23 protein-coding genes and 1 riboswitch are annotated in these 26,718 nt (G+C 67.4%); of the genes, 9 read left to right on the top strand and 14 right to left on the bottom strand.

From position 1 onward, the window contains the following. The first annotated feature begins 318 nt into the window (after positions 1-318). The 5 genes from NZU74_13955 to NZU74_13935 all read left to right on the top strand — a co-directional run bounded on the left by NZU74_13955 (position 319) and on the right by NZU74_13935 (position 5,896). The gene (locus tag NZU74_13955) at positions 319-1,023 is read left to right on the top strand and encodes a DsbA family protein (GenBank protein ID MCS6882433.1); all 705 of its coding nucleotides are present in this window, start codon (positions 319-321) and stop codon (positions 1,021-1,023) included. Between the two features lie 183 nt (positions 1,024-1,206). Continuing rightward, the gene (gene secD / locus NZU74_13950; GenBank protein ID MCS6882432.1) at positions 1,207-2,610 is read left to right on the top strand and encodes a protein translocase subunit SecD; all 1,404 of its coding nucleotides are present in this window, start codon (positions 1,207-1,209) and stop codon (positions 2,608-2,610) included. 7 nt (positions 2,611-2,617) lie between these two features. Further along, the gene (secF, locus tag NZU74_13945) at positions 2,618-3,634 is read left to right on the top strand and encodes a protein translocase subunit SecF (GenBank protein MCS6882431.1); all 1,017 of its coding nucleotides are present in this window, start codon (positions 2,618-2,620) and stop codon (positions 3,632-3,634) included. Between the two features lie 53 nt (positions 3,635-3,687). After that, positions 3,688-4,494 carry an SAM-dependent chlorinase/fluorinase gene (locus NZU74_13940; protein MCS6882430.1) on the top strand — a complete coding sequence of 269 codons (807 nt, stop codon included), beginning with the start codon at positions 3,688-3,690 and terminating at the stop codon, positions 4,492-4,494. A gap of 163 nt (positions 4,495-4,657) precedes the next feature. Then, on the top strand, positions 4,658-5,896 hold the full coding sequence (locus tag NZU74_13935; protein ID MCS6882429.1) for an ATP-binding protein: 1,239 nt from the start codon (positions 4,658-4,660) through the stop codon (positions 5,894-5,896). Between the two features lie 370 nt (positions 5,897-6,266). Here NZU74_13935 and NZU74_13930 read toward each other — a convergent pair whose 3' ends face one another. The 3 genes from NZU74_13930 to cobI are packed head-to-tail and all read right to left on the bottom strand — an operon-like array spanning position 6,267 to position 12,579. Further along, positions 6,267-7,700, bottom strand: a complete 1,434-nt coding sequence (locus NZU74_13930; protein MCS6882428.1) for a cobyrinate a,c-diamide synthase — start codon at positions 7,698-7,700, stop codon at positions 6,267-6,269. Continuing rightward, entirely contained in the window at positions 7,697-11,836 is a 4,140-nt protein-coding gene (gene cobM, locus NZU74_13925; protein MCS6882427.1) for a precorrin-4 C(11)-methyltransferase, read from the bottom strand. The genes NZU74_13930 and cobM overlap by 4 nt, the downstream gene beginning before the upstream one ends. After that, complete coding sequence (cobI, locus tag NZU74_13920) at positions 11,833-12,579, bottom strand: precorrin-2 C(20)-methyltransferase (GenBank protein ID MCS6882426.1); 747 nt, start codon at positions 12,577-12,579, stop codon at positions 11,833-11,835. Before cobI ends, cobM begins: the two co-directional genes overlap by 4 nt. Before the next feature lie 241 nt (positions 12,580-12,820). Here cobI and NZU74_13915 point away from each other — a divergent pair, with 241 nt between their 5' ends. Continuing rightward, a complete protein-coding gene (locus NZU74_13915; protein MCS6882425.1) occupies positions 12,821-13,480 on the top strand; it encodes a hypothetical protein in 660 nt (219 codons plus the stop codon). Between the two features lie 303 nt (positions 13,481-13,783). Here the strand turns inward: NZU74_13915 and cbiE are convergent, their stop codons facing one another. The 11 genes from cbiE to NZU74_13860 form a co-directional block, all read right to left on the bottom strand. Beyond that, the gene (gene cbiE / locus NZU74_13910) at positions 13,784-15,061 is read right to left on the bottom strand and encodes a precorrin-6y C5,15-methyltransferase (decarboxylating) subunit CbiE (protein ID MCS6882424.1); all 1,278 of its coding nucleotides are present in this window, start codon (positions 15,059-15,061) and stop codon (positions 13,784-13,786) included. Between the two features lie 495 nt (positions 15,062-15,556). Next, positions 15,557-16,705 carry a cobalt-precorrin-5B (C(1))-methyltransferase gene (locus tag NZU74_13905; protein MCS6882423.1) on the bottom strand — a complete coding sequence of 383 codons (1,149 nt, stop codon included), beginning with the start codon at positions 16,703-16,705 and terminating at the stop codon, positions 15,557-15,559. Positions 16,706-16,716: 11 nt separating this feature from the next. Further along, on the bottom strand, positions 16,717-17,364 hold the full coding sequence (locus NZU74_13900; GenBank protein MCS6882422.1) for a precorrin-8X methylmutase: 648 nt from the start codon (positions 17,362-17,364) through the stop codon (positions 16,717-16,719). Beyond that, positions 17,361-18,251, bottom strand: a complete 891-nt coding sequence (locus tag NZU74_13895; protein MCS6882421.1) for a sirohydrochlorin chelatase — start codon at positions 18,249-18,251, stop codon at positions 17,361-17,363. The genes NZU74_13900 and NZU74_13895 overlap by 4 nt, the downstream gene beginning before the upstream one ends. A 242-nt stretch (positions 18,252-18,493) precedes the next feature. Then, entirely contained in the window at positions 18,494-19,420 is a 927-nt protein-coding gene (gene cbiB / locus NZU74_13890) for an adenosylcobinamide-phosphate synthase CbiB (GenBank protein ID MCS6882420.1), read from the bottom strand. A gap of 592 nt (positions 19,421-20,012) precedes the next feature. Beyond that, positions 20,013-20,753: an energy-coupling factor ABC transporter ATP-binding protein gene (locus NZU74_13885; GenBank protein ID MCS6882419.1), complete on the bottom strand. Its 741-nt coding sequence runs from the start codon at positions 20,751-20,753 to the stop codon at positions 20,013-20,015. Further along, positions 20,750-21,514, bottom strand: coding sequence for a cobalt ECF transporter T component CbiQ (cbiQ, locus tag NZU74_13880; protein ID MCS6882418.1), 765 nt, complete (start codon positions 21,512-21,514; stop codon positions 20,750-20,752). Before cbiQ ends, NZU74_13885 begins: the two co-directional genes overlap by 4 nt. Before the next feature lie 192 nt (positions 21,515-21,706). Then, positions 21,707-22,060 carry an energy-coupling factor ABC transporter substrate-binding protein gene (locus tag NZU74_13875; GenBank protein MCS6882417.1) on the bottom strand — a complete coding sequence of 118 codons (354 nt, stop codon included), beginning with the start codon at positions 22,058-22,060 and terminating at the stop codon, positions 21,707-21,709. A gap of 2 nt (positions 22,061-22,062) precedes the next feature. Further along, a complete protein-coding gene (locus NZU74_13870) occupies positions 22,063-22,809 on the bottom strand; it encodes an energy-coupling factor ABC transporter permease (GenBank protein ID MCS6882416.1) in 747 nt (248 codons plus the stop codon). Between the two features lie 220 nt (positions 22,810-23,029). Next, the gene (cobO, locus tag NZU74_13865) at positions 23,030-23,647 is read right to left on the bottom strand and encodes a cob(I)yrinic acid a,c-diamide adenosyltransferase (protein MCS6882415.1); all 618 of its coding nucleotides are present in this window, start codon (positions 23,645-23,647) and stop codon (positions 23,030-23,032) included. A 334-nt stretch (positions 23,648-23,981) separates the two neighbouring features. Beyond that, positions 23,982-24,133: riboswitch (cobalamin riboswitch) on the bottom strand. Between the two features lie 104 nt (positions 24,134-24,237). After that, entirely contained in the window at positions 24,238-24,981 is a 744-nt protein-coding gene (locus NZU74_13860) for a metal-dependent transcriptional regulator (protein MCS6882414.1), read from the bottom strand. Positions 24,982-25,265: 284 nt separating this feature from the next. Here NZU74_13860 and NZU74_13855 point away from each other — a divergent pair, with 284 nt between their 5' ends. The 3 genes from NZU74_13855 to NZU74_13845 all read left to right on the top strand — a co-directional run bounded on the left by NZU74_13855 (position 25,266) and on the right by NZU74_13845 (position 26,628). Next, positions 25,266-25,670 (top strand): hypothetical protein, encoded by a 405-nt coding sequence (locus NZU74_13855; protein ID MCS6882413.1) that lies wholly within the window; start codon positions 25,266-25,268, stop codon positions 25,668-25,670. Further along, the gene (locus NZU74_13850; GenBank protein ID MCS6882412.1) at positions 25,667-26,194 is read left to right on the top strand and encodes a hypothetical protein; all 528 of its coding nucleotides are present in this window, start codon (positions 25,667-25,669) and stop codon (positions 26,192-26,194) included. Before NZU74_13855 ends, NZU74_13850 begins: the two co-directional genes overlap by 4 nt. A gap of 188 nt (positions 26,195-26,382) precedes the next feature. Continuing rightward, the gene (locus NZU74_13845) at positions 26,383-26,628 is read left to right on the top strand and encodes a hypothetical protein (protein MCS6882411.1); all 246 of its coding nucleotides are present in this window, start codon (positions 26,383-26,385) and stop codon (positions 26,626-26,628) included. Positions 26,629-26,718 lie beyond the last annotated feature (90 nt).

The following is a 26,718-nucleotide window of genomic DNA, read 5'->3' as shown; positions in this document are numbered from 1 at the left end:
CGTTGTAACGACTTATGGAGATTAAGAATTAAATCCGGCATAGCCCGCACAGGCGGGCTTCGCATCCGTAGCCCGCGGCTTCAGCCGCCGGGCTACAGAGCGAATACCGGTTTATGTTCTTAATCTTCATTAGTCGTTCCCCTCACATAAGATCTGAACACATACCGCTTAAACTCGAGTTGACGCCCGACTCGCGGCTGGACTATAATGCCCCTGTTATGCCGGCGGCAGTCCCGCCAGAGATAGGGCAGGCGCGAACCGTCAACCTGCCATGACCAGATTGTAAAGCCAGGAAGCACCTCACGCGGAGAAACCACCATGAGCAGCGTCTCCGGGCAGCGCGGGCGCAAAGTGACTGAGCGCAAACAGAATCCTCTGACCATCTTTTATCTTATTGTCGGCGGCATCGTGGTGATCGGAATTGCCGCGCTTGCCACCTATACTCTGTGGAACCGCGCCAATCCGCCGGTTGCCGCGCCAACTGTCCCGGTAGGCCAGACGGAAGAGGGCTTCTGGTACAAGGGCAACCCTGACGCCCCGGTGACCGTAACCGAGTACGCCGATTACCAGTGCCCTTCCTGCGCCTACTACGAACGCAACCTGGCCCCGATCATCTCCCGCGACTACATCGAGACCGGCAAGGTCAAGTTCGTCTACCATGAGGTGCCGCTCGACAGCCACCGCCACGCCGTGGCCGCCGCCGCCGCCGCCCGCTGTGCCGGCGAGCAGAACAAGTTCTGGCAGATGCACGCTATGCTCTACCTCAACCAGCAGCAGTGGTCGCCCCTGAACAATGTGCAGAATGTCTTCAGCGGCTATGCCGGGCAGCTGGGCCTCGACCGCACCGCCTTCGACGCCTGCATGAGCAGCGGCGCTCAGGCCCGGGCCGTCACCGCGGCAGCCGAGGCGGCCTTCGCCGCCGGGGTGAACGCGACGCCGACCTTCAACGTGAACGGTCAGATCGTTGATATGCGCGGCCTTCCCGGCGCCATCGAGGCGGCCCTGCGGGCGGCTGGCAAGTAGCGATAGCACCGGCATCAACTGAACACGTTGGCGCCGCAGAGGGGCGCAAAAGGCTTCAGAAAGCACATCCTCTGCGCGCTCTGCGTGAATCCGAACACGTCCCGGCAAGCTCATTGACAGCCCGTATCCGCGCGGTTATAATGCCGCGGTTCTTGCCTCTACATCGCAGAAGTCAGGTGCCTCGTGCGTAACCGGGAACTTCTTTCGCTCATCCTCATCGCGGTCGTGACAGCCCTGGCCCTCTGGATCAATCTGGCCCCCGGCCAGACGTTCCTGGGCCGCGATGTCAGCTTCCGTCTCGGTCTCGATCTGCAGGGCGGCATCCAGGTGCTGCTCCGCTCGACCGACCCCGAAACCACCCCTGAGGAGATGGAAACCGCCCGCCGGGTGATCGAACGGCGCGTTAACGCCCTTGGCGTCGGTGAAACGGTGGTGCAGCTCGCCGGGAACGACCGGGTGATTGTCGAACTGCCCGGCGTAGAGAACCCCGAGCAGGCTATTGACACCCTGCGCGGCACCGGGCGGCTGGAGTTCATTGACCCGCAGGGACAGTTCCTGGCCCCTGGCACGGTTGTGCGCACCAGTAACAGCCCCAATCCGCCCCAGTTGAGCGCCGCCGAGGGGGTGACCGAGACCGTTGATCCCGCCACCCTCGGCCCGATCTACCAGAGCATCACCGATGGGGCCGACCTTGATACCGGTTCGGTCCAGCCAACTATTTCTCAAACCGGCGTTACCAGCCGCCCCGCCGTGTCCTTCACCTTCCGCGGCGAATCGGCCACGCGCCTGGCCCAGTTCACCGCCAGCAACGTCGGCCAGCCGATGTGCATCGTCCTGGATAATCGCGTCGTCAGTTGCCCCGTGATTGACGCCGCGCTGACCGATGGCTCCGGGGTGATTACGACCAACAGCGTTGAGGATCGCGATGCCATCCTCAATCAGTTGAAATACGGCGCCCTCCCGGTTCCCCTGGTCGTAGAAACTACCCGCTCGATCACCGCCACCCTGGGGCAGGAGTCGGTCCAGGCCAGTATTATCGCGGGCACGGTGGGCCTGGTGGTGGTGGCCCTGTTCATGATCCTCTTCTACCGCTTCCCCGGCATTCTGGCGACCCTGGCGCTGATCATTTACACGCTGATCAGCTTCGCGATCTACCGCTTCGTGCCTATCACGCTGACCCTGCCCGGCATTGCCGGCTTTGTGCTCTCGATCGGCCTGGCGGTGGACGCGAATGTGTTGATCTTCGCCCGGCTCCGCGAGGAGTACCGGCGGGGCCGCGACATTCGCAGCGCCCTGGAACTGGGCTTCGAGGAGTCCTGGCCGGCCATTCGCGATTCGAGCGTTTCGACCCTGATCACCTGCGCGGTGCTCTTTGTCTTCGGCAGCAATTTCGGGGTGAGCATCATTCAGGGCTTCGCGCTGACCCTGGGCCTCGGCATCCTGATCAGTCTCTTCACGGCGGTGGTGGTGACGCGCACCTTCCTGCGCCTGGCCACGCCGCTGTTCCGCGAAGAGCGAGCCTGGCTCTTCGGCATTGATCGCCGCGAGTCCCTGGCGGCGCCGCCCGCCGGACCCAAGGTGGTGTAGAACAGTTATGGAAAAACTTGTCGCCCGGCGCTACTGGTGGTTTCTTCTCTCCCTGCTGATGATCCTGCCGGGCATGTACTTCATGCTCCTGCATCCGCTGGTCACCACGGGGAAGTTCGCCCTTGGTCTGCGTCCCAGCATTGATTTTAGCGGCGGCGCTCTGTGGGAGTTGCGCTTCGCCGACAAGGCCCCTGGCGAAATCAGCGACGAGGCCGTGGCGGCGGTGTTCGCCGCTCAGGGCTTCGACAACGCCCAGGTGCGCATGAGCCAGGTTGAACTCGAAGGCCGCCAGGTGGCCGACGCGATTGTGCGTACCCGCCCCCTCAGCGAAACCAACCCCCGCGAAGAGACCGCCGCGGTCGAGGCCGCTCTACAGGCCGAGTTCGGGACGGTGACCCGCGAACGACTGGAAAGCGTCGGCCCCACCGTCAGCCAGGAGAGCACCCGCAGCGCGATCATCGCCGTGGTCGTCGCCACGCTGATCATTCTGCTCTACCTGACGTGGGCCTTCCGCAAGGCGCCCCATCCGGTGCGCTACGGGATCTGCGCTATCCTGGCGATGATCCACGATGTGCTCGTCGTCCTGGGGATCGCGGCGATCTTCAGCACCTTCAACCCGCGCTTCGAGGTGGATGCGCTGTTCCTCACCGCTCTGCTCACCATTTTGAGCTTTTCGGTGCACGATACTATCGTCGTCTTCGATCGCATCCGCGAGAACCTGATCAATCGCCATCCCGCCGAAACCTTCGATGATATCGTCAACCACAGCATCGTGCAGACCCTGCCGCGCTCGATCAACACGCAGTTGACCACGTTCTTCACCCTCACCGCCCTGCTGCTCTTCGGCGGGGAGACGATCCAGAACTTCGTGCTGATCATGCTGATCGGCCTGATCAGCGGCACCTACTCATCAATCTTCAACGCCGCGCAGTTGCTCGTCGTCTGGGAGCACCGCGAGTGGCGCCGCTGGTTTGGCCGGGGCGGCTCCAGCGCCGACGAGCGCAGCGCCGCCCCCGCCAATTAGCGCCGTTCTCAGACCGGTTGCAATCCAAAATCCAAAATCCAAAATCCAACAATATGGTTATCACCTTCCTCACCGATTTCGGCTACGCAGACGCCTATGTCGGGGCGATGAAGGGCGTGGCCCTGGGGATCTGCCCCGGGGCCACACTCATTGACATTACCCACGCCGTGCCGCCCCAGGACGTGCTGGCGGGCGCGTTGCTCCTGCCGGCCTATGTGCCTTTCTACCCGCCTGATAGCGTGCACGTGGCCGTGGTGGACCCCGGGGTGGGCAGCGAGCGCCGGGGACTGGCGCTGGAAGCGTGGCTGAATGGAGCGCGGCAGGTGCTGGTCGGCCCCGACAACGGGCTATTCTGGCCGTTGCTGGCCGGCGCCGAGCGCTTTCGCGCCGTCAGCCTGACCGAGGCGCGCTACTGGCGCCCCCGGGTCGCGCCTACCTTCCACGGGCGCGACGTGTTTACGCCCGTGGCCGCGCATCTCGCCGCCGGTCTGCCGCTTGAGGCCCTGGGATCGCCGGTGAACGACCTGGCGCGCCTGGACCTGCCGCCGGTGCGCCGGGAGGCAGGCGCGCTTCAGGGCGAGATTCTGGCCATCGATCACTTCGGGAACTGCGCGAGCAATATCCGCGACGCGGATCTCGCCAGCCTCGGGGAACCGTCAACGCTCCGGGTCCTTGTAGCCGGGCGCGATCTGGGGCCGCTGCGGCGCACCTTCGCCGACGTCGCAGTGGGCGCGGCCCTGGCGCTGATCAACAGCGCTGGTTACCTGGAAGTGGCCGTGCGCGACGGCAGAGCCGACACGGCGCTCGGTCTGCGGCGCGGCGCGCCCGTTCAGGTGGAAGTCCGCTCCCCTGACGCCTGACGGCCCGCGGAGGGGCGATCTCCCCATCTCTCAGATGAGCGTTATCCGCAGGAAGGCGTTCGCGCCCAATAATTTCATTAAAAGTGAAAACTTTTAGTCGTATGATTACAGCATGAATGAAAACTCCTGGGCAACCCGCTGGTCGAAAGACTAGATCCGGGCCATGCTGCTGGAACAGTTCCAGGCTTTCTGGCGTCGCGACACCGGCATCGAGCGCGCCCAACTGGCGCAACTCGAGCGCGCGGCCCCGTTGCCCCACGCGGTGATCATCTCCGGCCTGCGGCGCGTCGGCAAGTCCACCCTGCTGGCGCAACTGGCCTACCGGCTCGGCGAAGACGCTTTCTATTATGTCAACTTTGAAGACGAGCGCTTTCTCGGCTTCCAGGCCGACGACGCGAATGACCTCTACGCGCACCTGGTCGAATTGTTTGGCGAGCGCGGAGTTTTCCTGGTTGACGAGATCCAGAATGTGCCCGGCTGGGAGCGCTTTGCGCGCCGCTTTATGGACCTGGGGCTGAAGTTCTACATTACTGGCTCGAACGCCGCGCTGCTCAGCCGCGAGTTGGGCTCGCGCCTGACGGGACGCTATGTGCCGGTGGAACTGTTTCCCTTCTCCTTCGCCGAATTCCTGCGCTTTCGCGGCTACCCGCCGCCCGACCTGACCCGGCTGACCACGGTTGAGGCCGCCCGTCTACAAGGCCATCTTGCTGACTATCTGCGCCTGGGCGGCATCCCGGAACCGTTGAAGTATCCCGACTTGCCGCTGGCGCGCACCCTCTACGACGATGTGCTATACCGCGATATCGCCACACGCTACCGGATCGAGGAGGTGCGTGCGCTTAAGGCGCTGGCTTTCTACCTTATGAGCAACCCGGCCGGGCGAGTATCGTTTAACAAGCTCAAGGAGCAACTCCGGCTGGGCAGCGTCAACACGGTCAAGAACTACGTCGAGTACCTGGAGAATAGCTGGCTCATCTTTACCGTCAACGTCTACGATTTTTCGGTCAAGCGCCAGCAGATCGCGCCGAAAAAGGTCTACGCCATCGACACCGGCCTGGCGAACGCGGTCGGCTTCTTCTTCTCTCCGAATACGGGAAAGCTGTTGAAGAACCTGGTGTTCCTGGCGCTGCGGCGGCAGACGCCCGAGGTGTACTACTACACCTCGCCAGGCGGCTACGAGATAGATTTCTACCTGCCGCGGACGGGCGAGTTGATCCAGGTCAGCCAGAATTTGGCGCAGCCGGCCACGCGCGAGCGTGAGATACGCGCCTTGAGTGACGCGCTGCACGGCCTGGGCCTGACCCACGGTTTGATCCTGACCGACGCCAGCGCCGCGCCAACCGAAACGGACGGCCTCACTATCGAGGTGCGCTCCGTGGTCGAGTGGCTGCTGGCACAATGAACGTGGGTTGTGGGGAGGCGAGAGCACTGACCGGAAGGTTTAATAGTCTGTGAACGAAGTTTTTCGCTAAACCTCCGCCCCCTCCCCAACCCTCCCCCGCTGGGGGAGGGAGTCCGGCGCCTCCCCCCGTTGGGGGGAGGTTGGGAGGGGGGTAGAAATGCGCGGAAACTTCGTTCACAGACTATTTAATCCACTAAGGACCCTGAGCCGTGTGGCTCGCTACGCTCGTGCCGCGATCGTTGCGGATTAACCTTTTCGAGAAACGCTATAGCGCGCCTCCCCGCGACCTGCCAGAACATCAGCGTGACGCCTGCACCTCCAGATGCGCCGCGCCCGACCCGCAATCCACAATCGGCAATCTACCATCGCGCTACGCCTCTGCGCCGTCACGCAGCCGCCGGGCCGCGGCGACGAAGCGCGCGGCGAGATGGGGGGCGGCCAGCCAGTGGATGTGGACGTAGGAGGCCAGGACGTTGCCCGCGCAGGCCCCTTCGGGGCGCGCGTCGGGGCGCAGGGCGTCGGGCAGGCAGGTGTAGAGCCAGGGGAGATCGGCGGGCCGGTCCTCCCAGACCGAGTAGTGAAACTCGTGGCCGCGGACGGTTTCGCCGCTCTCCCACAACCAGCTCGCGCCGCTGGCCCGCACAGTGCGGTAGCCCAGGGTCAGGCGCGGGGTCATAACCGAGCGCCCGGGCAGCAGGCCCACCATCGGATGGGCCTGGCCAGCGGCGTCAATCAGGGTCTCGGTGAGGTACATCAAACCACCGCATTCAGCGTAGATCGGCAGGCCGCGGGCGGCGGCGGCGCGAATGGCCGCGCGCATGGACTCGTTGGCGCTCAACTGCGCGGCGTAGAGTTCGGGAAAGCCGCCGCAGAGGTAGAGCGCCCCTGCGCCGGGCGGCAGGCCCGCGTCGCGCAGGGGGCTGAAGAAGACAATGGTGGCCCCGGCGTCGCGTAGGAGGTCGAGGTTGTCGTCGTAGAGAAAGCTGAAGGCTTCGTCGCGGCTCACGGCAATGATCGGCGCTTCGTCGCCGGAGGGAGCGTTGTTGAGCGCGAAGGGTGGTTCTGGCGCTGCTGCGGGTAACGCGGACGCGGGCAGGTCGAGGGGGGGCGCGGCGCGGGCCAGGGTCAGGAGGGCCTCGAGGTCCACGCCGGCTTCGATGCGCGCGCGCACCTCATCGAGCCAGGACTGCCAGCGGCCCGCTTCGGCGGTGGGTACCAGGCCCAGGTGGCGCTCGGGCAGGGTAATGGCTTCGTCGCGCAGCAGCGCGCCGAGGACGGGCAGGCCCGCGTCGCCTTCGATGGCCGCGCGCACCATGGCGGTGTGGCGAGGGCTGCCAGCGCGGTTGAGGATGACGCCCACGACGCGCACCCGGGGGTCGAAGTCGCGCAGGCCGGCGACGAGGGCCGCGGCGGTACGGGCCATGGCCCGCACGTCGAGCACGATCACGACCGGGGCGCCGGTCAGCCGGGCGATGTGGGCGCTGCTGCCGGTGTCGTCGTCGCCGGCGTAGCCGTCGAAGAGGCCCATCACGCCCTCGATCAGCGCCAGGTCGGCGCCCGCGCTGCGCCGCGCCAGCACCTCGGGGATGCGTTCCGGGGGCACGAGCCAGGCATCGAGATTGGCGCAGGGGCGCCCGGCGGCCAGGGCATGGTAGCTGGGGTCAATATAGTCCGGCCCGCACTTGAAGGGCGCCACCGCCAGACCCCGCGCGCTCAGGGCGGCGATCAGGCCGGCGGTGATGGTAGTTTTGCCGCTGCCGCTCATCGGCGCGGCCAGCAGCAGCCGTGGCAGCGCAATGCTCATGGGTTGCTCCGCTCCGAAAGATGGGCGTGCCGGGCCGCTTCATCGAACGGCACAAAGTGCTCCGCGGCCAGCTCCGGGTCGAACCAGGCCATATCGTCGGCCAGGGCGACGACATCGCCGATCACCAGCACGGCGGGCGTCGGCAGAGGTTGGGCCTGCAGGGCCGCGGGCAGGCTGTCCAGGGTGGCCCGCAGAACCCGCTGCTCATGGGTGGTGGCGCGGCTGATGACCGCCACGGGGGTGTCGGGGGCGCGCCCGGCCTCCCGCAGGGCGGCGCAGATGGCCTCGGTACGGTGCAGGCCCATCAGCACCACCAGGGTGGGCACGCGGGCCAGGGCGGCCCAGTCCAGGTGATGGGGGGTGCTGGGCGCTTCGTGCCCGGTGACCACGGCGAAGCCGCTGGCCAGGCCGCGGAAGGTGAGCGGGATGCCGGCGTAGGCCGGGGCGGCCAGGGCCGAGGAGACGCCGGGCACGATCTCAAAGGGCAGCTCGGCCCGCGCCAGGGCCAGGGCCTCCTCGCCGGCATGGCCGAAGACGCCGGGGTCGCCGCCTTTGAGCCGCACCACCCGCCGCCCGGCCCGCGCGTGGGCCACAAGCAGGTCGGTGATGGCGTCTTGCTCCAGGGTATGGCGGTCGTGAGTCTTGCCGACGAAGATCAACTCGGCGCCCGCGGGCGTCTGCTCCAGCAGTTCGGGGGCCACCAGCCAGTCGTAGAGCACCACGTCGGCCTGGCGCAGCAGGGTCAGCCCGCGGAGGGTGATCAGGTCGGCCCGGCCCGGCCCGGCGCCGACCAGGTAGGCTTTGCCGCCGGGCGCCGCTCTCGCAGGGCGTCGGTCGGGCGCGGGCGCTCCCTCGGCGGACGGCGGCGCGCTGCCGGGCTGCCCGTTGGGGGAGCGGCCTTCGAGCCAGGCGGCGATGGCGTCGCGCAGGGCCGCGGAGCGCCCCGGCGCCGCGCCGCCGCTGCTGACGGCGATGGTCATCTCGCCAGAGCGGTGGAGCGCCGGCAGGTGGAAATCGCCCTCCTCCGGGGCGTCGGCGACGTTGCACAGCGCGCCGTGGAGGGCGGCGTCGCGAGCGACACGGGCATTCACCTCGCGCTCGTTCGTCGCGGCGAAGACCAGGCGCGCCCCGGCCAGGTCGCCGGGGGCGTAGGCGCGCGGCGTCCAGACGATGCGCCCGGCGGCGGCCCAGGCCCGGAGTTGCGGACTGGCCTCCGGGCTGATCAGCCGCACCCGCGCCCCCGCCTCCAGCAACCCCCGCACCTTGCGCTCACCCACTGGCCCTCCGCCGACGACCACCACCGGCGCGTCCCTCAGGTTGGTGAGCACGATGGGGTAGGGAGAGGGAGGTGTGGAGGTGTGGAGGTGTGGAGGTGTGGAGGTGTGGAGGTGTGGAGGCGGGGATACGGGGCGAGTTCTGGCTTCGTAGCCGCGGGGGGTGACGAGGCGCCCGGCGAGGGGGTAGCTCTGGCTGTTGCCCACCAGCACCACGGTGAACATATCGGCCTGGGAGGGGTCAACCTCGGCCAGGGTGGTGAGGGTAACATGCTCATCGGCGCGCATTACGTTGCGCCCCAGGGCCACGGGGGTTTCCGGCGGGCGATGGGCGCGCAGGATGGCCAGGGCCGCGCCGAGGTGCCAGTGGCGCTCGCGGGAGCGCGGGTTGTAGAAGGCCACCACATAGTCGGCGGCGGCGGCGGCGGCGATGCGGCGCTCGATCACCTCCCAGGGCGTGAGCAGGTCGCTCAGACTGATCACGCTGAAGTCGTGGCTGATCGGCGCGCCCAGGCGAGCCGCCAGGGCCTGAAAGGCGCTGATACCGGGCAGCACCTCCACCGAGGGCCGCGTACCGTCCCACCCCTCGTTGCGGAGGTGCTCGAAGACCGGGGCGGCCATGGCGTAGATGCCAATGTCGCCGCTGCTGATCAGCGCCACCCGGCGCCCGGCCCGCGCCAGGTCGAGGGCCTGCCGCGCCCGGCCCAGCTCGTCGCCCATTGCCGGAGTGATCAGCACCTCCTGGTGGGGCGCCAGCAGCGGGCGCACCAGTTCGACGTAAACGCCGTAACCCACCACCACCTCGGCCTCCTGGAGCGCCTGCCGGGCCGCCAGGGTCAACTGCCTCAGGTCGCCAGGGCCGATGCTGACCAGGGTGAGGTGGCCGGGGGAGGAGGTGTGGAGGTGTGGAGGTGTGGAGGTGTGGAGGTGTGGAGGTGTGGAGGTGACGAACTCGGGCCACGCGGCCGTATCGGGGCGCAGGGCCACGGCGACCGTGCAGCGGGCGAAGGCGCGCTTGGGGAGCAGGAGCGGCCCGCCTGCCACCACGACGGCGCAGGGTTCGGCCACGCCGGGCAGGTCGGTGTGGGCGCTGGCGGCGCTGGGGTTGAAGTCGGCGGGATCGAGGGCCCGGAGGCGCGCGTCGGGTACGATGACCAGCGGCAGGCCCCGTTCCTCGGCCAGGGCCTTCAGCCCTGGCTCATCGGCTTTGAGCGCGGCGGTTGCCAGGGCGGCCAGGCAGCGTGGGTCAAGACCGGCATCGGCCAGCGCGGCATCCAGGGCGGCGCGCACCTCCTCGACGGGCACGCCGCGGCGGCAGCCGATGCCGGCCACCAGGACGGGCGGCGCGTAGCGCACGGTTCTGTCGCGCAGGGCCGGCCAGTGCTCCGCCAGGGCGCGCTGGCTGACCAGCAGCGCGGCGGCGAAGCGCGGGTCGGTGAGGTCCGCCGGGTCATCAACGAAGGTAAGATCGGGGCATGCAGCGAGCCAGGTCTCGAGCTGGCGGCGCTGGTGGGGAAGCGCCGGGTCCACGTAGCAGCCCAGCGGTTCGCCGTTGACCAGACAGGCCATAGCGTGGGTCAGGGCTGCGTCTTCGACGATGCGCCAGCCGGCCTCCTGGCCAAGACGGTCGAGGGCGGGCAGGCCCTGGGTGTCGCTGGCGGTGGTGATCGCGGGCTGGCCCCCGGTGAACGCGGCGATGCGCCGGGCCAGGTCGTTGGCCCCGGCGCGGTGGCCGCCGAGCAGCGGCACCACGGCGCGACCGGCTTCGTCCAGGCAGATCACGGCGGGATCTACGCCTTTGTGGGTGAGCAGAGGGGCAACGGCGCGCACGGCGATGCCCGTGGCCATCACCAGCACCAGGGCGCGGGCGCGGCCCCAGAGGGTCCGCACCAAATCGCGCGCCGGGCCGGTGTAGGTCGTGGCACCCGGGGCCTCGGCGGCGAGCTTCGCCGGCGCATAGGCCGTGGCCCCCAGTTCCGGGGCCAGCCGGGCGGCCAGGCGCGCTCCCGCGCGGGTGACGGCGATCACTGCGGTGTGGGGCGCTTCGGCCGGCTCCGCCGGCGCGTCGGTGGTCGCCTGCCGCCGCCGGTAGCCGTGGGCGAACTCCGGATCGTACAGCCGGCTGCGCGTGGCGGGCCGCGCAGCGCCCAGGGCTGGGCCGACCAGGATCAGGGCGTGGCGGGTGAGGCCGGCTTCGCGCACCTGAGGGGCGATGTCGGCCAGCGTGCCGGTGATGACCCGCTCGTCGGGCCAGGTGGCCCGGTAGACCACCGCGACCGGCGTATCAGGGGCATAGGCGCCGCCGGCCAGCAACTCGGCTACCACCTGCTCAATCTGGCCCACGCTGAGGTAGAGCGCCAGCGAGGCGCCGTGGGCGGCCAGCCCGCGCATGGCCTCGCCGGGAGGCACGGGGGTGCGCCCGGCCACCCGCGTGACGATGAGCGTCTGGGTCACCTCGGGCACGGTCAACTCGACGCCGAGGCGAGCCGCGGCGGCAAAGGCCGCTGTAACCCCCGGCACAATCTCGTAGGGGACGCCCTGCTCATCGAGGGCGGCCATCTGCTCGTGGATCGCGCCGTAGAGGGAGGGATCGCCGGTGTGGACCCGGGCCACCACCCCGCCCGCCCGCGCCGTTTCGACCATCAGGGCGACGATCTGCTCCAGATCCAGACCGGCGCTGCCGACCACGCGGGCGGTGGGTCGGGCATAAGCAGCCGGCACCGCCTCGTCCACCAGGCTGTCGGCGTAGAGGATCAGGTCAGCCCGGGCGATGATATCGCGCCCGCGGACGGTGATCAGATCGGGGGCGCCCGGTCCCGCGCCGATGAAGTAGACGGTACCGGGGGTGACGGGGTAACTCATAAACGGTCTCCTCGGCGAACAATCACGAGCGACAGATAGGGGCGATTGTGGAGGTCGAGGCTGCGCAGGTCGCGGGCGATCAACTCTTCGGGCATGCCGACGTATTCGGCGTAGAGGGCCTGGTCGAGCAGGCCGGTCTCCTCCAGGGCGGCAACGATGCGGGGAAGAGCCGGGCCGGCCTTGAGCAGCACGACGGTCTCGAAATCGGTGAGCAGGCGCCGCAGGCGCTCCGGGTCGTCCTCGTGGCTGGCGGGCAGCACGACCAGGCGCTCATCGGCCAGGGCCAGGGGCAGGGCGCCGGCCGCTGCCGCCGCGGCGAAGGAGGTCACCCCGGGGATGATCCGCAGTTGCAGTCGGGGAGCCAGGAGAGTCAGTTCGCGCCACAGGTAGGTGACCGTGCCATAGAGCAGCGGATCGCCAAGCAGCAGATAGGCTCCGCGTTGCCCGGCGCCCAGGGCCGTGGCGATGGTCGCCGCGGCCTCGCGCCAGGCCGGGCGCAGTTGGGCCGCGTCGCGGACCATGGGCAGCGCCAGCTCGACGACCCGCTGCCGGGCGGGGTCGAGCCAGGGGCCAGCAATGCGCAGGGCGATGCTCTGCGCGCCGTCGCGGCTGCGGGGCGCGAAGACCACCTCAGCGGCCTGGATGGCCCGCAACCCCTTGAGGGTGATCAACTCGGGGTCCCCCGGCCCCAGACCGACTACGGTAAGCTCTGGTTCAAACGCGCCTGAAAATGTAGTTTCCATCTTTGTGCCTTTTTCGGGAGGTGCGGAGGGCAGCGCCCCTCGGAGCAAAAAGGGTTTCTTTCCGGGGGCCTGCGCTCCCCAGGCCCCCGCCCGACAAGGTCGTTGTTCGTTGGTCTTGGCGGCTAAGCCGCCAAGACCAACGAATAACCCGGGGTTCGGGGCAAGCCCCGTAGGTATTTGCAACAGCCCTGTCCAGAATCCGCGCCCGAGCGCGGCGGAACATCGTAATATGCTTTCCAGTATGCGCGAGGCAGACGATCCTGAAGTAACACCACGCCTGGCGACCCGCTTTCTGCGCCTGGCGCTCTGCCGGGCGGCGCGGGGCACGGGCTCACAAGTTGCGTTTTACACCCGGCGCACGGCTATGCAACCGGTTCCTGACCTCGATGCCATCCTCGGACCGCTACCCTGGGCGCTAGTTGGGGGCCTGGCGCTACGGGCCTATCTGCCCGAGCGCCCGACGCTGGATGTAGCCATTCTCATCCACGAACGCGACGCGCCGGCAGCGCAAAAGGACCTGCTTGACGCCGGGTACCGCTTCGTGGGCGCGTTGAGCATCGGTGGCTTTACGGTGCAACGGAACGATGCAGCGTTGCTCGACGTATTGACCCGTTCCGATCCCTGGCTCGACGAGGCGCTGCACAATCCGTCCCGCGATCCGGCCGGCTTCCCCGTCCTGGGACGGCCGTTCTTGATCCTGATCAAGCTCCAGGCCGGTCGCACCCAGGATCTGGCCGACATCCAGCGTCTGCTCGCCTTTACCCCGCCCGCCGAACGCCAGATGGTACGCGAGGTAGTTGAGCGATACAATCCCGGGTTGCTGGAAGACCTCGATGCGCTTATCACCCTGGCCGATCTCGAGTTCGGATCATCGCATTATGACGACTTCCACCCCAGATGAGACGCATTTCACCGAAGAAACACGCCACTTAGAGCCTATCCGAATAACTCCTGCAGGAGGGTGGGGAAACCGGGTTTCCCCACGTCCCTCCCTGAGGGGAGGGGCTGGGAGGGCTACGCCCTCCTAGAAAAGGGATCGGATAACCAGGTTATCCGGATACGCTCTTAATTATGAAGATTAAGAACATACAATCGCCCTGTAGCCCGGCGGCTGAAGCCGCGGGCTACCCATGCGAAGCCCGCCAGCGCGGGCTATGCAGGATTTAATCGTAAGTCGTTACAACGCAGCAATGCGGCTTTATCCTCACGAAGCATCAGCCCCCTCTTTCACCCACGTCACCACAAACACCGGATTCAGCGCCTCCAGGCGCAGGTCGTCCTGGATCGGCGCGCCGCGGCTTATCTGGACCTGGTAGAGGCGCGCGTCGGGCAGGCGCTGGCGCGCCTCGTGCAACCGATCCAGGGTCACCAGGTTGAGCGCCAGGCGCCCGCCGGGGCGCAGGCACCGGCGGGCCAGGTCAAGCAGCGCGCCCAGGCGCCCGCCGCTGCCGCCGATGAAGATCGCGTCGGGAGAGGGCAGATTGGCGCAAGCATCGGGGGCCTCGCCGTGAACCAGGTGGAAGTTCGGGGCAGGGAAGCGACGCAGGTTCTCGCGGATGCGCTCGCACAGCGACTCCCGCCGCTCCACGGCGTAGACCGTGGCCGCCGGTTGCGCGCGGGCGGCCTCGATGCCCACCGACCCGCTGCCCGCCCCGATGTCCCACAGCACCTCGCCTGGCCCCAGGGCCAGCTCGGCCAGGCTCAGCAGGCGCACCTCGCGCTTGGTGATCAGCCCGGCATCGGCGCTGAAGGCCGCGTCGGGCAGGCCGGGGGCGCGGGCCGCCGGCAAAGCGGTTCGCGCCGCCTCCTCATCGGGCGGCTGGCCGCTCGCATCGCGCCAGACCACCAGCACATTCAGCGGCGCAAAGGTCTGAGCAGCCGCGTCTTCCAGCGTCGTGCGCACGATGCGCTGCCCGGTTTCACCCAGGTTCTCGCAGACGGCGCATGCCGCGGTGGGCGCCAGGCCGGCCTCGATCAGCGCCCGGGCGATCACCGCGGGACTGTGGCGGTCGTCGGTGAGGATGGCCGCCTTAGGCGCCTGCCGTACGCCGCGGACAACCTCGTCAAGGGGACGGGCATGGGCGCTGAGCAGCGCAGCGTCGTGCCAGGGTTCGCCCAGGGCGGCAAAGGCCAGTTGGTACGAAGTGGGTGCGGGGATGATCTCCAGCTCCTCGGCAGCAAACCAGCGCCGCAGACTGGCGCCGATGCCATACCATAGCGGATCACCTGAAGCCAGCACGACCGCCCGTTCCCCCCGCTCCAGGGCCGCGCGCAGGCGCCGGGCCACGAGCGGCAATCCCTGGCGCACGCTCAGCCGCTCGCCGCCAAAGGCAGGGAAGGCATCGAGATGACGCTCGCCACCGACCAGTAGATCGGCGCCCAGCACGCGAGCGATCAACGCCTCGGGAAGACCGGCGCAACCGGCGCCGGTCATGCCCACCACCAGGATGCGCCGGGAAGGTTCGGGGGCGGTTTGATTCATTGGAGCCTCTTAGTGGTCTGTGAACGAAGTTTCCTAGCATTTCTGCCCCCCTCCTAGCCTCCCCCCGTTGGGGGGAGGCGCCGGACTCCCTCCCCCAGCGGGGGAGGGTTGGGAAGGGGGCGGAGTTACCGAAAAACCTGGTTCACAGAGGACTAATCCATGTTGGATTCGTGCGGCCGATCTGCAAAGGTAAGGATAGAGGGGAACCCGAGACCCCCCGTTCTCAGGTGTAGGGTTTTCCGGTACATCCTCGCGTCACATGCCCCATCTGGAGCATTGGGACGCCCAACTTCCCCCTCTCCACCTACGGTGGAGAGGGAGGGTGAGGACCGAAAGCGCATTGGAATGCCGAAAACCTCTTCTCGCTCGAAAAACCCTACACCTGAGAGAGGCCCCCCCGCGCCCCGGCCCGCCGGGCGTCCCGGCGGGCCGGCACCGGCTGACGGAGAGCGGGGAAACCAGATTCCCCCACGCCCCTTCTTGCAAAGGAACGTTTCAGCGCCCATCGCTATCCTCGGATCGTTTTCGGGCCAGGACCGCGCCGTCGAAGTCCACCAGGACGGCCTCCAGGCGCATGCTGGCGTGAAACTGCTGCACGAAGCGTCTCATCTGCTCCAGGGCCATGGCGGTGAGATGTTCGAGAGGGGCCATTTCACCCCGGGCCTGGCAGATTTCCAGAAAATGGCGTCCGGTGTTGGCGCTCTCGGTTGCGGCAATCAGCTCGGGCGAAGCGCCGATCTCGCGGCACACCTGGGCGAGAAAGGCAAAGTCCACCGGATTGCCCGCAACGTGGGTAACCATACGGCCCTGGGCGGTCTTGATGATCCGGCTGATCATAGCGACCAGGGTGGCCTCACGCACGCCGTGGTTGACGCAGGCCCGCAGCGCCGCCCCGGTGAACACGCTGATCTCGACGAAAGCAACTTCGGGCAGATCGGGGAAGAGGCGCATCGCGTACTGCTCGGAGCGCGCCCCGGTAGCGAGCACGACCCGCTCGGGACTGTGGTAAGCGGCCATTTGCACCGCCTGCAACACGCTATGGCGCCAGGCGGCCGTGCTGTACGGGTACACCTTTCCGCTCGTGCCGAGAATGCTGATGCCCCCGATGATCCCCAGACGCGGGTTGAGGGTCTTGCGAGCCAGACGTTCGCCCTCGGGCACGCTGATGATCACCTCAAGCCCAATGCGCTCCAGGATTGCCGGCCCTTCGGGGGTGACCTCGCCCAGGGCCGCGAGCACGTTCTCGGTGATCTGCCGGCGCGGCACGGGGTTGATCGCCGCCTCGCCTACGGGCAGTCCCAGACCGGGCAGGGTCACCCGGCCTACGCCCGGGCCGCCGTCGAGACGCAGGCCCGGCTCGGGCGTCCGGCGCACTGTGGCGCAGATCAGCGCGCCGTGGGTCACGTCCGGGTCATCGCCCGCGTCCTTGCGCATGCAGCACGAGGCGGCATCAGCGTCGAGACGGCGCTCCAGCGGGGTCATCGCGGTCGTCTCGCCCGTGGGCAGGCTGACTGTCACCGTCTCGGGCCAGGCCCCCGTGAACAGGGCCATGGTAGCGGCGCGCGCCGCCGCAGCCGCGTTGGTGCCGGTAGTAAAGCCGGTGCGCATGCCGCGCCGGTTGCGCGGCGGTACGGGCGCATCCATACAGGTCACCATCACAATGCATCGTTCCCCGCGCCTGCCGCCAGACGCAGCAGGGCGTTGATCACCGCGACCGCCACAGTCGAGCCGCCCTTGCGACCGCTGGTGATTAGCCAGGGCACGGCGGTCACCTCGGCGAGGGCAGCCTTGCTCTCGGCAGCGCCAACAAAGCCCACCGGCACGCCGACGATGAGCGCCGGGCGCGCCCCCATCGCTACCAGGCGGATCACCTCTTCGAGAGCGGTGGGAGCGTTCCCGATGGCAACGATGGCGCCCTCCAGCAAGCCCCGTTCCGCGGCCAGGCGCATACTCTGCGCACCGCGGGTGACGCCGCTGGCGGCGGCGAAGGCTTGCACTTCGGGGTCATCAATCAGGCAGTGGAGCGATCCGCCCAGCGCTGCCAGGCGCCCGGCGTTGACGCCCACGCGCACCATATGCACATCGGTAAGCACCGCGCAGCCCGCCCGCAGCGCGTCCACTCCGGCCTCGACCGCGCCGGGGCTGGTCCGGACCAGGTCGGCAAACTCGAAATCGGCGGTTGAGTGAACAATGCGCTCGATCACTGCCGCCAGCGGCGGGTCGAAGGCGTGGCCACGCTCCGCCAGGCCCCGGCGGATAATGGCGAAAGACTCAGCCGCGATGGCGTGGGGATGGGTCGTCACGGGTGGACCTCCTCGTCGCTATGGTGGGCATGCCGGTGGTGATGACCGTCATGATGGTAACCATGGGCCTCGGCGTCAACGGCCCTCCGGCGGTAGATGCAGAGATCGCAGGTCATGGCCGCCGTACCAACCACGATCTCGCGGTAACGGGCTGCAGCGGCGATAAGCAGGCCCGGATGGGGAAAAAGGTGGTCGCCGACCAGGATCTCCAGCTCGGGGTGCTGCTCCTGGGCTACACGGGCCTGCCGCGCAATGTCGTCGCGCACGAAGCCGGTGAACAGCAGATACGGCAGCACCACCACCCGTTGCGCGCCCAGCCGCGCGCAGCGGGTCACCGCCTGCCCCACGTCCGGCCCGACGACGGCCTGGTAAGCGTATTCGACCAGCGGATGCCCGTACATCTCGGCGAGCAGGCGCGCCAGGCGGGGCAGTTCGGCGTTGCTCTGGGGATCCTTGCTGCCGCGCCCGACCACCAGGAGCGCCGTCGCATCGGGAGGCGCGGAGCGGGTGCTGTGGGCGAGGGCGGCGGCGGCGCGAGCGGCGAGGGTGTCGATGAGATGCAACTGCGAGCCGAGCGGCGCGCCGTAGCGCAGCCTCACGCCGGGGTGGGCGGCCTGCGCCTCGGCCAGCAGGTCGGGCACGTCGCGCTTCTGGTGGCGTCCCGCGCCCAGAAAGAGCGGCAGGGCGGCGATCTGGCGCGCGCCCGCCGCGACGCACCGGGCGAAGCCTTCGCCAATGGACGGTTCGGCAAGTTCGAGAAAGCAGGGCTGGATCGCCACACCCAGGTGCTGTCCCAGGTCCTCGGCGAAGCGGTAAAACTCGGCATTGCCCGCCGCGTCGGGGCTGCCGTGACCGATGAGCAGGAGCGCGTCCGGTTGGAAGTGCATAGCGGCCTCTACTTTATGATGAGCAAGACAATGGTTGCTGAAGGGCGATGCCCGGGTTACCTTCTCCTGCGGTCCTGCCCCCTTCCCTGACCCTCCCCTGCCAGAGGAGAGGATCAGGCTCCTCCCCCCAACGGGGGGAGGCCGGGAGGGGGGCAGAACCCCATAAATGGTAATGCGCCTATGACGCGTAACACGTTGAGGAGAGCGGGGAAACCGGGTTTCCCCACGCCCCTGCCTCCCGTTCAAGAACGTGACGCATTTCCCCACGCTCGCGCGCCGGGCAGCAAGGCGAGCGCTAAGAGGACCACCAGCGCCCGGCCGATCCGGCGGGCCTCGGCAATCAGCGCAGCGTCCGGGAGGCGCGGGCCATCACCCAGACGGTAGTGATCGCGTTTGGTCAGCGTCGTATCCAGCGCGCCGGCCATCGCCGCCATGGGCCAGCCAGCGTTGGGCGAGGCCGTCCGGCCCGCGTCACGCCGGGCAACGCGCCAGGCAGCAGCGCCGCGCCCGATGGTCATCTGCGCGGCCAGAGCGATCAGCGCGGCTGTCAGGCGGGCTGGCCCCAGGTTCAGCGCGTCGTCAAGGCGCGCCGCCGCCTTGCCCAGATACTCGTAGCGTTCGTTCCGGTAGCCCCACATGGCATCGGCGGTATTGACCAGGCGATACATCGCCAGCGCCGGCAGACCGCCGCTCAGATAAGCCAGGGCCGGGGCCACCAGGCTGTCGGAGAGATTCTCGGCCAACGACTCGATGGCCGCCGCGGCCACCTCGTCGGCACGGAGCTCGGCAGTGGGACGGCTGACCAGGTGCCAGCTCGCCAGGCGCCGCGCCTCCTCCAGGTCGCCAGTCTCCAGCGCAGCCTGTACCGCGCCCACGGCCCGGTCGAGGCTCCGGTAGGCCAGCAGGGTTGAGGCCAGCAAGCCCTGGATCAGAACCTGACGCGGCAGCAGCCAGGCGGTTCCACCGGCAAGCAGCGCACCGCCCGTCACCCAGAGGGCGCCCCATCCCAGGCGCGCCCGCGCGCTCCGGGGCGCAAGCCGCTCACCCAGGCGCATCCAGCTTCCGAGCAGCACCACCGGGTGCCAGGCATTCGGCGGATCGCCCAGCAGCGCGTCAGCGGCCAGGGCGACCAGCAGCGCCCGGCAGCGCGCCGCGAGGATCTCGGCCATGTTCGGGGGAGTGTTCACAACGCAGTCCGCTCCGCGTGTTCCGGTGAAGAAGGGTTCTCCTCAATCCTTCTGAGTAGTCTGTAAACGAAGTTTTTCGGTAACCCCCCCTCCCCAACCCTCTCCCGCCGGGGAAGGGAGTCCGGCGCCTCCCCGCTACGGGGTTTAGGCGGACAGAACGCATGAGCGCAGATGTGATTCATGGCGTTGGGATGCGCCGTTTCACCCTCACTCTCTGCCCCTCTCTTCCTGAGCGGGAGAAGGGGGAGTTGGGCCTCTCAGGTGTAGGGGTTTTCGAGCGCGAAAGGGTTTTCGGCATTCCGATGCGCTTACGATCCTCACCCCCCTTCCCCCCTCTCCCGCTCGCGGGAGAGGGGGGATTCGGGCGTCTCAATGCTTCAGATGGCGCATGCGACGCGAGGATGCGCCGGAAAACCCTACACCTGAGAACCCGGCCTCCCCCCCGTTGGGCAGGAGGCCGAGAGGAGGACGCCCCTTGAACGTCAACGCGCCTGTGAAGCCGTGCCAGGTCCAATCGAGATACCATCAACAACTATCCAGATCCAAAATCCAAAATCCAAAATCCAAAATAGCATCAGACTCCTATACACGCATCCGCGCCGATGAGGCGGCGCAACTCCGCGTCGCGGAAGACCTCGGCGGACGGCGCGACGGCGATCACCCGCCCCGCCTCCATCACCGCTACCAGATCGGCCCACTGACGCGCGGCGCTCAGATCGTGGGTCGCCAGCAACACCGCCACCCCCTGGGCGACCAGACGGTTGAAGATGGCCAAGACCTGCCGGCGCATCCAGGGGTCTAGACCAGACGTCACCTCGTCGGCCAGGATAACCCGTGGCGCCATGGCCAGCACCCCTGCCAGGGCCACCCGGAGCTTCTGCCCGCCGCTGAGAGCGTGGGTGGGCCGGTCAAGCAGATCGTCCACCTCGCACAGCGCGGCGGCATCGGCAACGCGCCGGCGCGCTTCGGCCAGATCCAGGCCCAGATTGAGCGGCCCGAAGCTAATGTCCTGAGCGACACTCGCACTGAACAACTGGTCGTCGGGATTCTGGAACACCAACCCCACCTGGCGGCGAGCGACGAGCAGGCCGCGACGGGTGTAGACCAGCGGCTCGCCGGCCACGCGCACCTGGCCGGATGAGGGGCGCAACAGGCCGTTGGCATGGAGCATCAATGTGCTTTTGCCCGCGCCATTGCGCCCCAGGAGGGCAACCCGCTGGCCCGCCTCCAGGCGCAGGCTGGCCCCGCGTAGAGCAGGTTCGGCGCTGCCAGGAAAGCGGTAGTGCAATTGTTCAAGTTCAAGCAGCGCGGTCATCGCCACGCTCCCGCCAGCAGCAGGCTGGCGGCAAGGGCCGCGCCGAACCACCGCGCGCGCCGGTCGCGCCGGTAGTCGAGGGGCAGCACACGGAGCGGCCCGGCCAGGCCCCGGCTCTCCAGCGCCATCTGCAGGCGCTGGCTGCGCCGGTAGGCATCGAGGAAGAGCTGGCTCCCCAGCAGACCGGCGCTGCGCAGCGCGCGCCAGGGACCGGCGTAGCCCAGACGGGCGTCCTGCGCGGTGGCCATGCGCTGGAGGCTCTCAAGCAACACAAAGATCGCCCGGTAGGTCAGGCTGATCAGATCGATCAGCGTCTCAGGCGCGCGCAGACGGCGCAGCAGTTCGATCAGATCGAGCAACGGCGTGGTGAGAATGAGAAAGTTCAGCGCCGCCGCGCAGCCCAGGGCGCGGGTGAAGAGGCGCATTGCCAGGGCCAGGGACTCGGCGCTGCTGCCGAGCCAGAGCGGGCCAAGGCGCACCGCCGGCATTGGCAGAGGGGCCGGACTGACATTGACGGCTACACCGACCAGCGAGAGGAGCAAGAACGGCGCCTCGGCAAGCAACGCGCGCCCGAAGACCGGCGCGGGCACCCGCGCCCACAGGGTCGCCAGCGCGAACATCCACCCCAGCGTGAGCAACCCGACCGCCGGCTGGTCCAGCGCCAGACAGAGCAGCATGGCCAGTAGCGCCAGGCCACCCTTCTGAGCCGGGTCCAGCTCGCGGATGGCGTTGGTGTAGGCGTAGCGGTCAATGATGTGCATCGTTTTTGTTCAAGCTGTAGAGCCGTGGAGCTGTGGAGCTGTAGAGCTGTGGAGCTGTAGATTTGCAGGTATTCTTTCACACCTCCACACCTCCACACTGGATCGCCACGACCAGATCGCTATCCTGCTCGAATTTGCAGGTATTCTTTCACACCTCCACACCTCCACACCTCCACACCTCCACACCCTCACTCACCGGGTCACCCGCTCACCGGCGGCCTGCCCGGTCGGGGCGCTCTCCGCCAAGGTCGAGGCGCGGGCCTGGCGCTGGCCGTGCTTCAACCCGAAGAAGTAGCCGATCAGCCCGGCGCCGATGGCTGCCTGCACGGCGAAGAGCAGGCTTTCGGTCTCGCCGCCGGGCGGCTCGAACAGCGGTTTGAACCACGGCTCATAGTCGGGGGCCACTTCACCAATGGCCTCTTCAGCCGCTGCATCGGCCCCGCCGAACTCCGAGTCGCGGATGAACAGCAGGGGAAGAATCGCCAGGACCACCACAACGCCCAGCAGCAGTAGCGTAACGCCCCACCCGAAGGGTTTCGCCTGCATGGCTATGCTCCTTTCAGCACGCCAAGGGTCTGGAGTTCAGTCTCGGCATTCCTCTGCAACGCATTGAAGATCACCACAGTCAGAATGCCCTCGCTGATCGCCAGGGGGATCTGGGTCACGGCGAAGATCGTCCCGAACTTGGCGAACGAGGCTACGAACCCGCCGGTCGCATCGGGATAGGCCAGAGCCAGTTGCACCGATGTAACGACATAGGTGGCAAGATCGGCCAGGGCCGCGGCGAGAAACACCGCCAGCCAGATTGGCGCGCGACCCTTCAGCCCTTTCCAGACGCCCCAGGCCACCAGCGGCCCGACCACGGCCATGCTGAAGGCATTGGCCCCCAGGGTAGTCAGGCCGCCGTGGGCCAGCAGCAGGGCCTGGAAGAGGAGGACAATCGTGCCGAGCACGCTCATCACCATTGGCCCGAAGAGGATCGTTCCCAGGCCCGTGCCCGTGGGATGGCTGCTTGAACCGGTGACGCTGGGGAGCTTCAGAGCGCTGAGCACGAAGGTGAAAGCTCCGGCCAGCCCCAGCAGCAGCCGGGTTTCAGGCTTCTCGACGATCAGGCGATTGATCTGGCGCAGCCCGATCACCCAGAACGGAATCGTGACGACGAACCAGAACGCGGCCCAGAGCGGGGGCAGAAAGCCCTCCATAATGTGCATCGCATAAGCCGGGCGCGCCTCGAAGACAAGCAACACCGCTGCTCCGGCGGCGACCGGCAACCAGCGTTTCAAGTGGTCGTTCATAGCATTTGTCCTCACCTGAAAAGACGGGGCCTGCGGCCTCGCAACATTGCGCGTCCCAGCGCGGCGCCAGCGCACCGTCCCGGAACGCAGTTTTCGGAGGGGCTATGCCCATCCGTGATTTCCCCGTAGCATTTCTCGAAACGACGGATCCACAACTGGCGGCGCGAGCGCGGCGAGCCATACGGCTCAGGATCCTCTGCGGATCAATCATTTCGGCGCTCTAAAACTCAATCCCCGGCTGGGCCCTGAGCCCCTGATCGCGGAAGGGGTGCTTGACCTCACGCATCTCGGTCACCAGATCGGCGGCATCAATCAGGGCCTGTGGAGCGTCGCGCCCGGTGATGATCAGGTGCAGCATCGGGGGCTTGTGCTCGCGAATCCAGGCGACCACCTCGTGGGTATCGAGCCAGCCGAAATGCAGCACGTAGGTGAACTCATCGAGCAAAAAGACGTCGTAGTCGCCGGAGACGATCTTCGCTTTGGCCGTTTCCCAGCCGTGCAGCGCCCTGGCCTGGGTCTCATCGAGATCGCGGCTGGTCCAGGTGAAGCCATCGCCCATGGGCGTGAGGGTGATGCCCATGCGCTCAAGGGCGCGCAGTTCGCCGTAGTTGGCATTCTCGTGCTTGATGAACTGGATGCCGCCGACCCGCAGATCGCGGCCCCAGGCGCGCAACAGGATGCCAAGGGCGGCGGTGGTTTTGCCCTTGCCATTGCCGGTGTTGACGATGAGCAGACCCTTGCGGGCGCGGTTGGCGCGCGCGGCCTTCCGGCGCTCTTCAGCTTCAGGGGTGGAGTCGATCCGGGTTCCGCCCGGCTCTGCGGGTGTTTCGGCAGTCATAGCTATTTCCGTGCTTCTGGATAACCGGCTCTCAGGGTGGCCTCAACCTTCCAGCCTGGGACTCTGGGGAAAGCGATGTGTGAACGACGTTTTTCGGTAACCCCGCCCTCTCCCCCACCCTCCTTCGCTGAGGAAGGGACTCCGGCTCCTTCCCCGACGGGGGGAAGTTGGGAGGGGGCGGAAATGAAAGGAAACCTCATTCACAGACTCCTCATCCGCCAGACTGAAACGCCCCGGCCTCTTTCGAGTGCCGGGGCGACAATGGTCCGAGCCGGCCTTAACGCGGAAGCGTTCAGGGGCGCGGGGCTTGTTCGTCCTCCTTGGCTCGAGAAGGGTTGAACGGCAACGTCGCGGCAGGCATCCTGGCTTCCGGCTATTGTGAGGAACAGCCGGTTACAGTTGCGGCACAGCGCTGGACTTGCACCAGCTTCCACCTTTACGCCCTGGCATCCGGGCTATCGGGTCGCCGCGACGGTATGGACATTATACGGGTGCATTTATGATACCGGATTATAGCACAAGGGGCCGCAGATGCAATGGCCCCGCCAGTTTGGGACTCGACGGCGGCGCAAGCCTCCGGGTCGCGCCGTCTACGACCCGCCAGTCCTGGGGTCAATTGTTGCCGTTTCACCCCAGATCACCGCGGCGATTTCCGGCGAGACGGTGGTATCGCGGTTGCAGCTCCGCAGGGTGACGCCATAGGTTGGCGAGGTATCGGGGATAAAGAACTGATTTCCGGGCAGCAGGCGGTTCGCCTCCAGGTAGCGCAGCAGATCAGTGCGTTCCTCGGCCTCCTCTTCGATCCGCCGGACGGTGAAGAGCGCGCCCGGCGGCGCCATATCGAGGCGGACGAGCTTGCGATAGCTCTCGCCGCTGCCGGGGATGGGATTGCCGTGCGGGCAGGTGGTAGCATGGCCGACCAGGGCAGTAATCCGGTCCTCGAGGGCAGGCGACAGCGCGTGCTCCAGGTGCACCGCCTCTTCGTGCACCATATGCCAGGGCACACCCAGAACATCTGCCAGGAAACGTTCGAGAATGCGATGGCGACGCACAATCCCCTCGGCAAGCCCCGCGCCAAGGGGGGTGAGCGCGATTTCGCCGCGCTCATCGCGCCGAATATAGCCCTTCTTTTCCATCTCCTGGAGGGCGTGGCTGACCGTGGGCGGCTGGAGGGCAAGCCAGCGCGCCACCTGAGCCGCGATCACCGGTTCGCTCCGCTGCGACAGGTAGTAGAGCACCTCCAGGTAGTCGCGCTCCTTGGTGGTCGGGCCGTCAGTTCCAACCCGTCGGCGCTGACGCGGGTTGGTACGCTTCGTTGAGGGGGTCTCCGTCATACTCGTCGCCTTCTGAGCGTTCCCGCAAGAAACGGAAGCGCTTCCGGCCACCCGTGACAGGCGGCGTCGCCGCCCAACATCAGTATGAGACAAGCGGTTCAAAGTGTCACGATCATAGTGTTTCGATTACTAACTACCAGAAGTATAGCACGCACTGGAAGCAAATACAACCCCCTTACCTTATCATCAGGGCCGGCCACCCTCCTTGCCCAATCAGGTATAATGTGTACCATACCGGTAGAAAGGCCCATATTGCACCCCGCAGGTCTGGAAATGGAACGCGTATGGCAATGATCGACACCGTAGATCGGTTCTTCGCGCGTTTGCTCCGGGTTCCTCCGCCGCCGCAACCGGTCGCCGAAACGTGCGACGCAGGCATTGAGAGCGAGGCAGACAGCGCCCCGGCCACTCGCGCCTTCGGGCTGTCGCTGCTGATTTCGGGGCTGCGTTGCACGCTGCAGTACATCATCCTGCCGGTGGTGCTGCCGCTGATCGGCTTCGCCACCGACCTGGCCCTGCCGCTGGTCATCCTGCTCGATCTCGTCGCCCTGACGCTGCTGGTGCGAAGCCTGCGCTACTTCTGGGCCGTCCGCCATCCCCGGCGTTTCGATATGCTGCCCCTCTCGGCGGTGATTCTGCTGATCATCCTGCTGTCGCTGGGCTTCGATCTGTGGAGGCTCATCGCGTGAGCGCCCTGCTTGCCATGGGAGTGGCGCTGCTCGCCGGGTGGCTCGCGCTGGCGCGCCTGCACCTGGGCATCGCTAACGACGCCGGCTCACCCGATCCCGCCGCGCCCTTCTTCGTCAGCGACCCTGCGCTGGCCCAGGCGATCTACGGCCGGCTTCACGAGGCTCGCTCTGCCGACCACTACGCTTTCAACGGTCGCGCTGGCGAAGGCGTGCGACTCTTGCTGCTCGTTCCCGCCCGTGATTACGAAGCGGGTTTTCAGGCGCACTTCACCCTGACCGGCCCCGGCCTGCCCCCGGAGGGTCTGACGCCACCTCTCATCGCGACGCCTCTGACCATCGCGGGCCGCGACTACCGCCTGGTGCAGAGCCATGTCCCGCCCCTGCCCGCCAATGGCCCCTATCGCGTTGCGGTGCGCCGCGACGCGGGCGCGGGGGCTTATTGTCTCTGCATGGGCACGCGCGAAGGCGCCTATGCCGATGCCGCCATGCGTGAGCGCATCAATCGTCTGCTCGACGGCGCATAAGGCGCGGCCTGGAAAGCATCCTCTATGCCAGGCATGCCACCCCTTCGCCAGGCGTCCGTGGCCGTGCTGTCCATTTGCTGGCAGGCAACTTCAGGTACGCAGACGTATGCTGATGATACACCACTGCGCGCATCGCAACCCTGGCTCCACTGTGGCAGGCCAACTGCGTACCGGGAAGGAGACTGCCAGTGTACACCGCCTATTTCTCCCTCACCGATCTGCTCCTCGCCGCGCTGAACGCGCTTGTGACGCCTCTCGGTCTGCTGTTGCTCGGCGTGATGTTGTTCGTCCTGCTCCAGCCCGCTCGCCGCCCCACGCCGACGGTTGTGTACGTGCCGATGGAGACCGAACGCGAGGAGAGCCGCGGCAGCGGTTGTCTGGCGCTGCTGGCGCTCGCGCTGCTGCTGATGCTGGCCCTGGCGCTGTTTGGCTAGCGCGGCGTCTCCCTGAATAATTTCCACGCGAGCGTGGGGAAACAGGGTTTCCCCACGCCCCTGCCTGAGGGGCGGGTCTGGGAGGGTTAC

Source organism: Chloroflexaceae bacterium, assembly GCA_025057155.1.
GTDB lineage: Bacteria > Chloroflexota > Chloroflexia > Chloroflexales > Chloroflexaceae > JACAEO01.
This window is presented reverse-complemented; position numbering and strand designations above follow the sequence as displayed.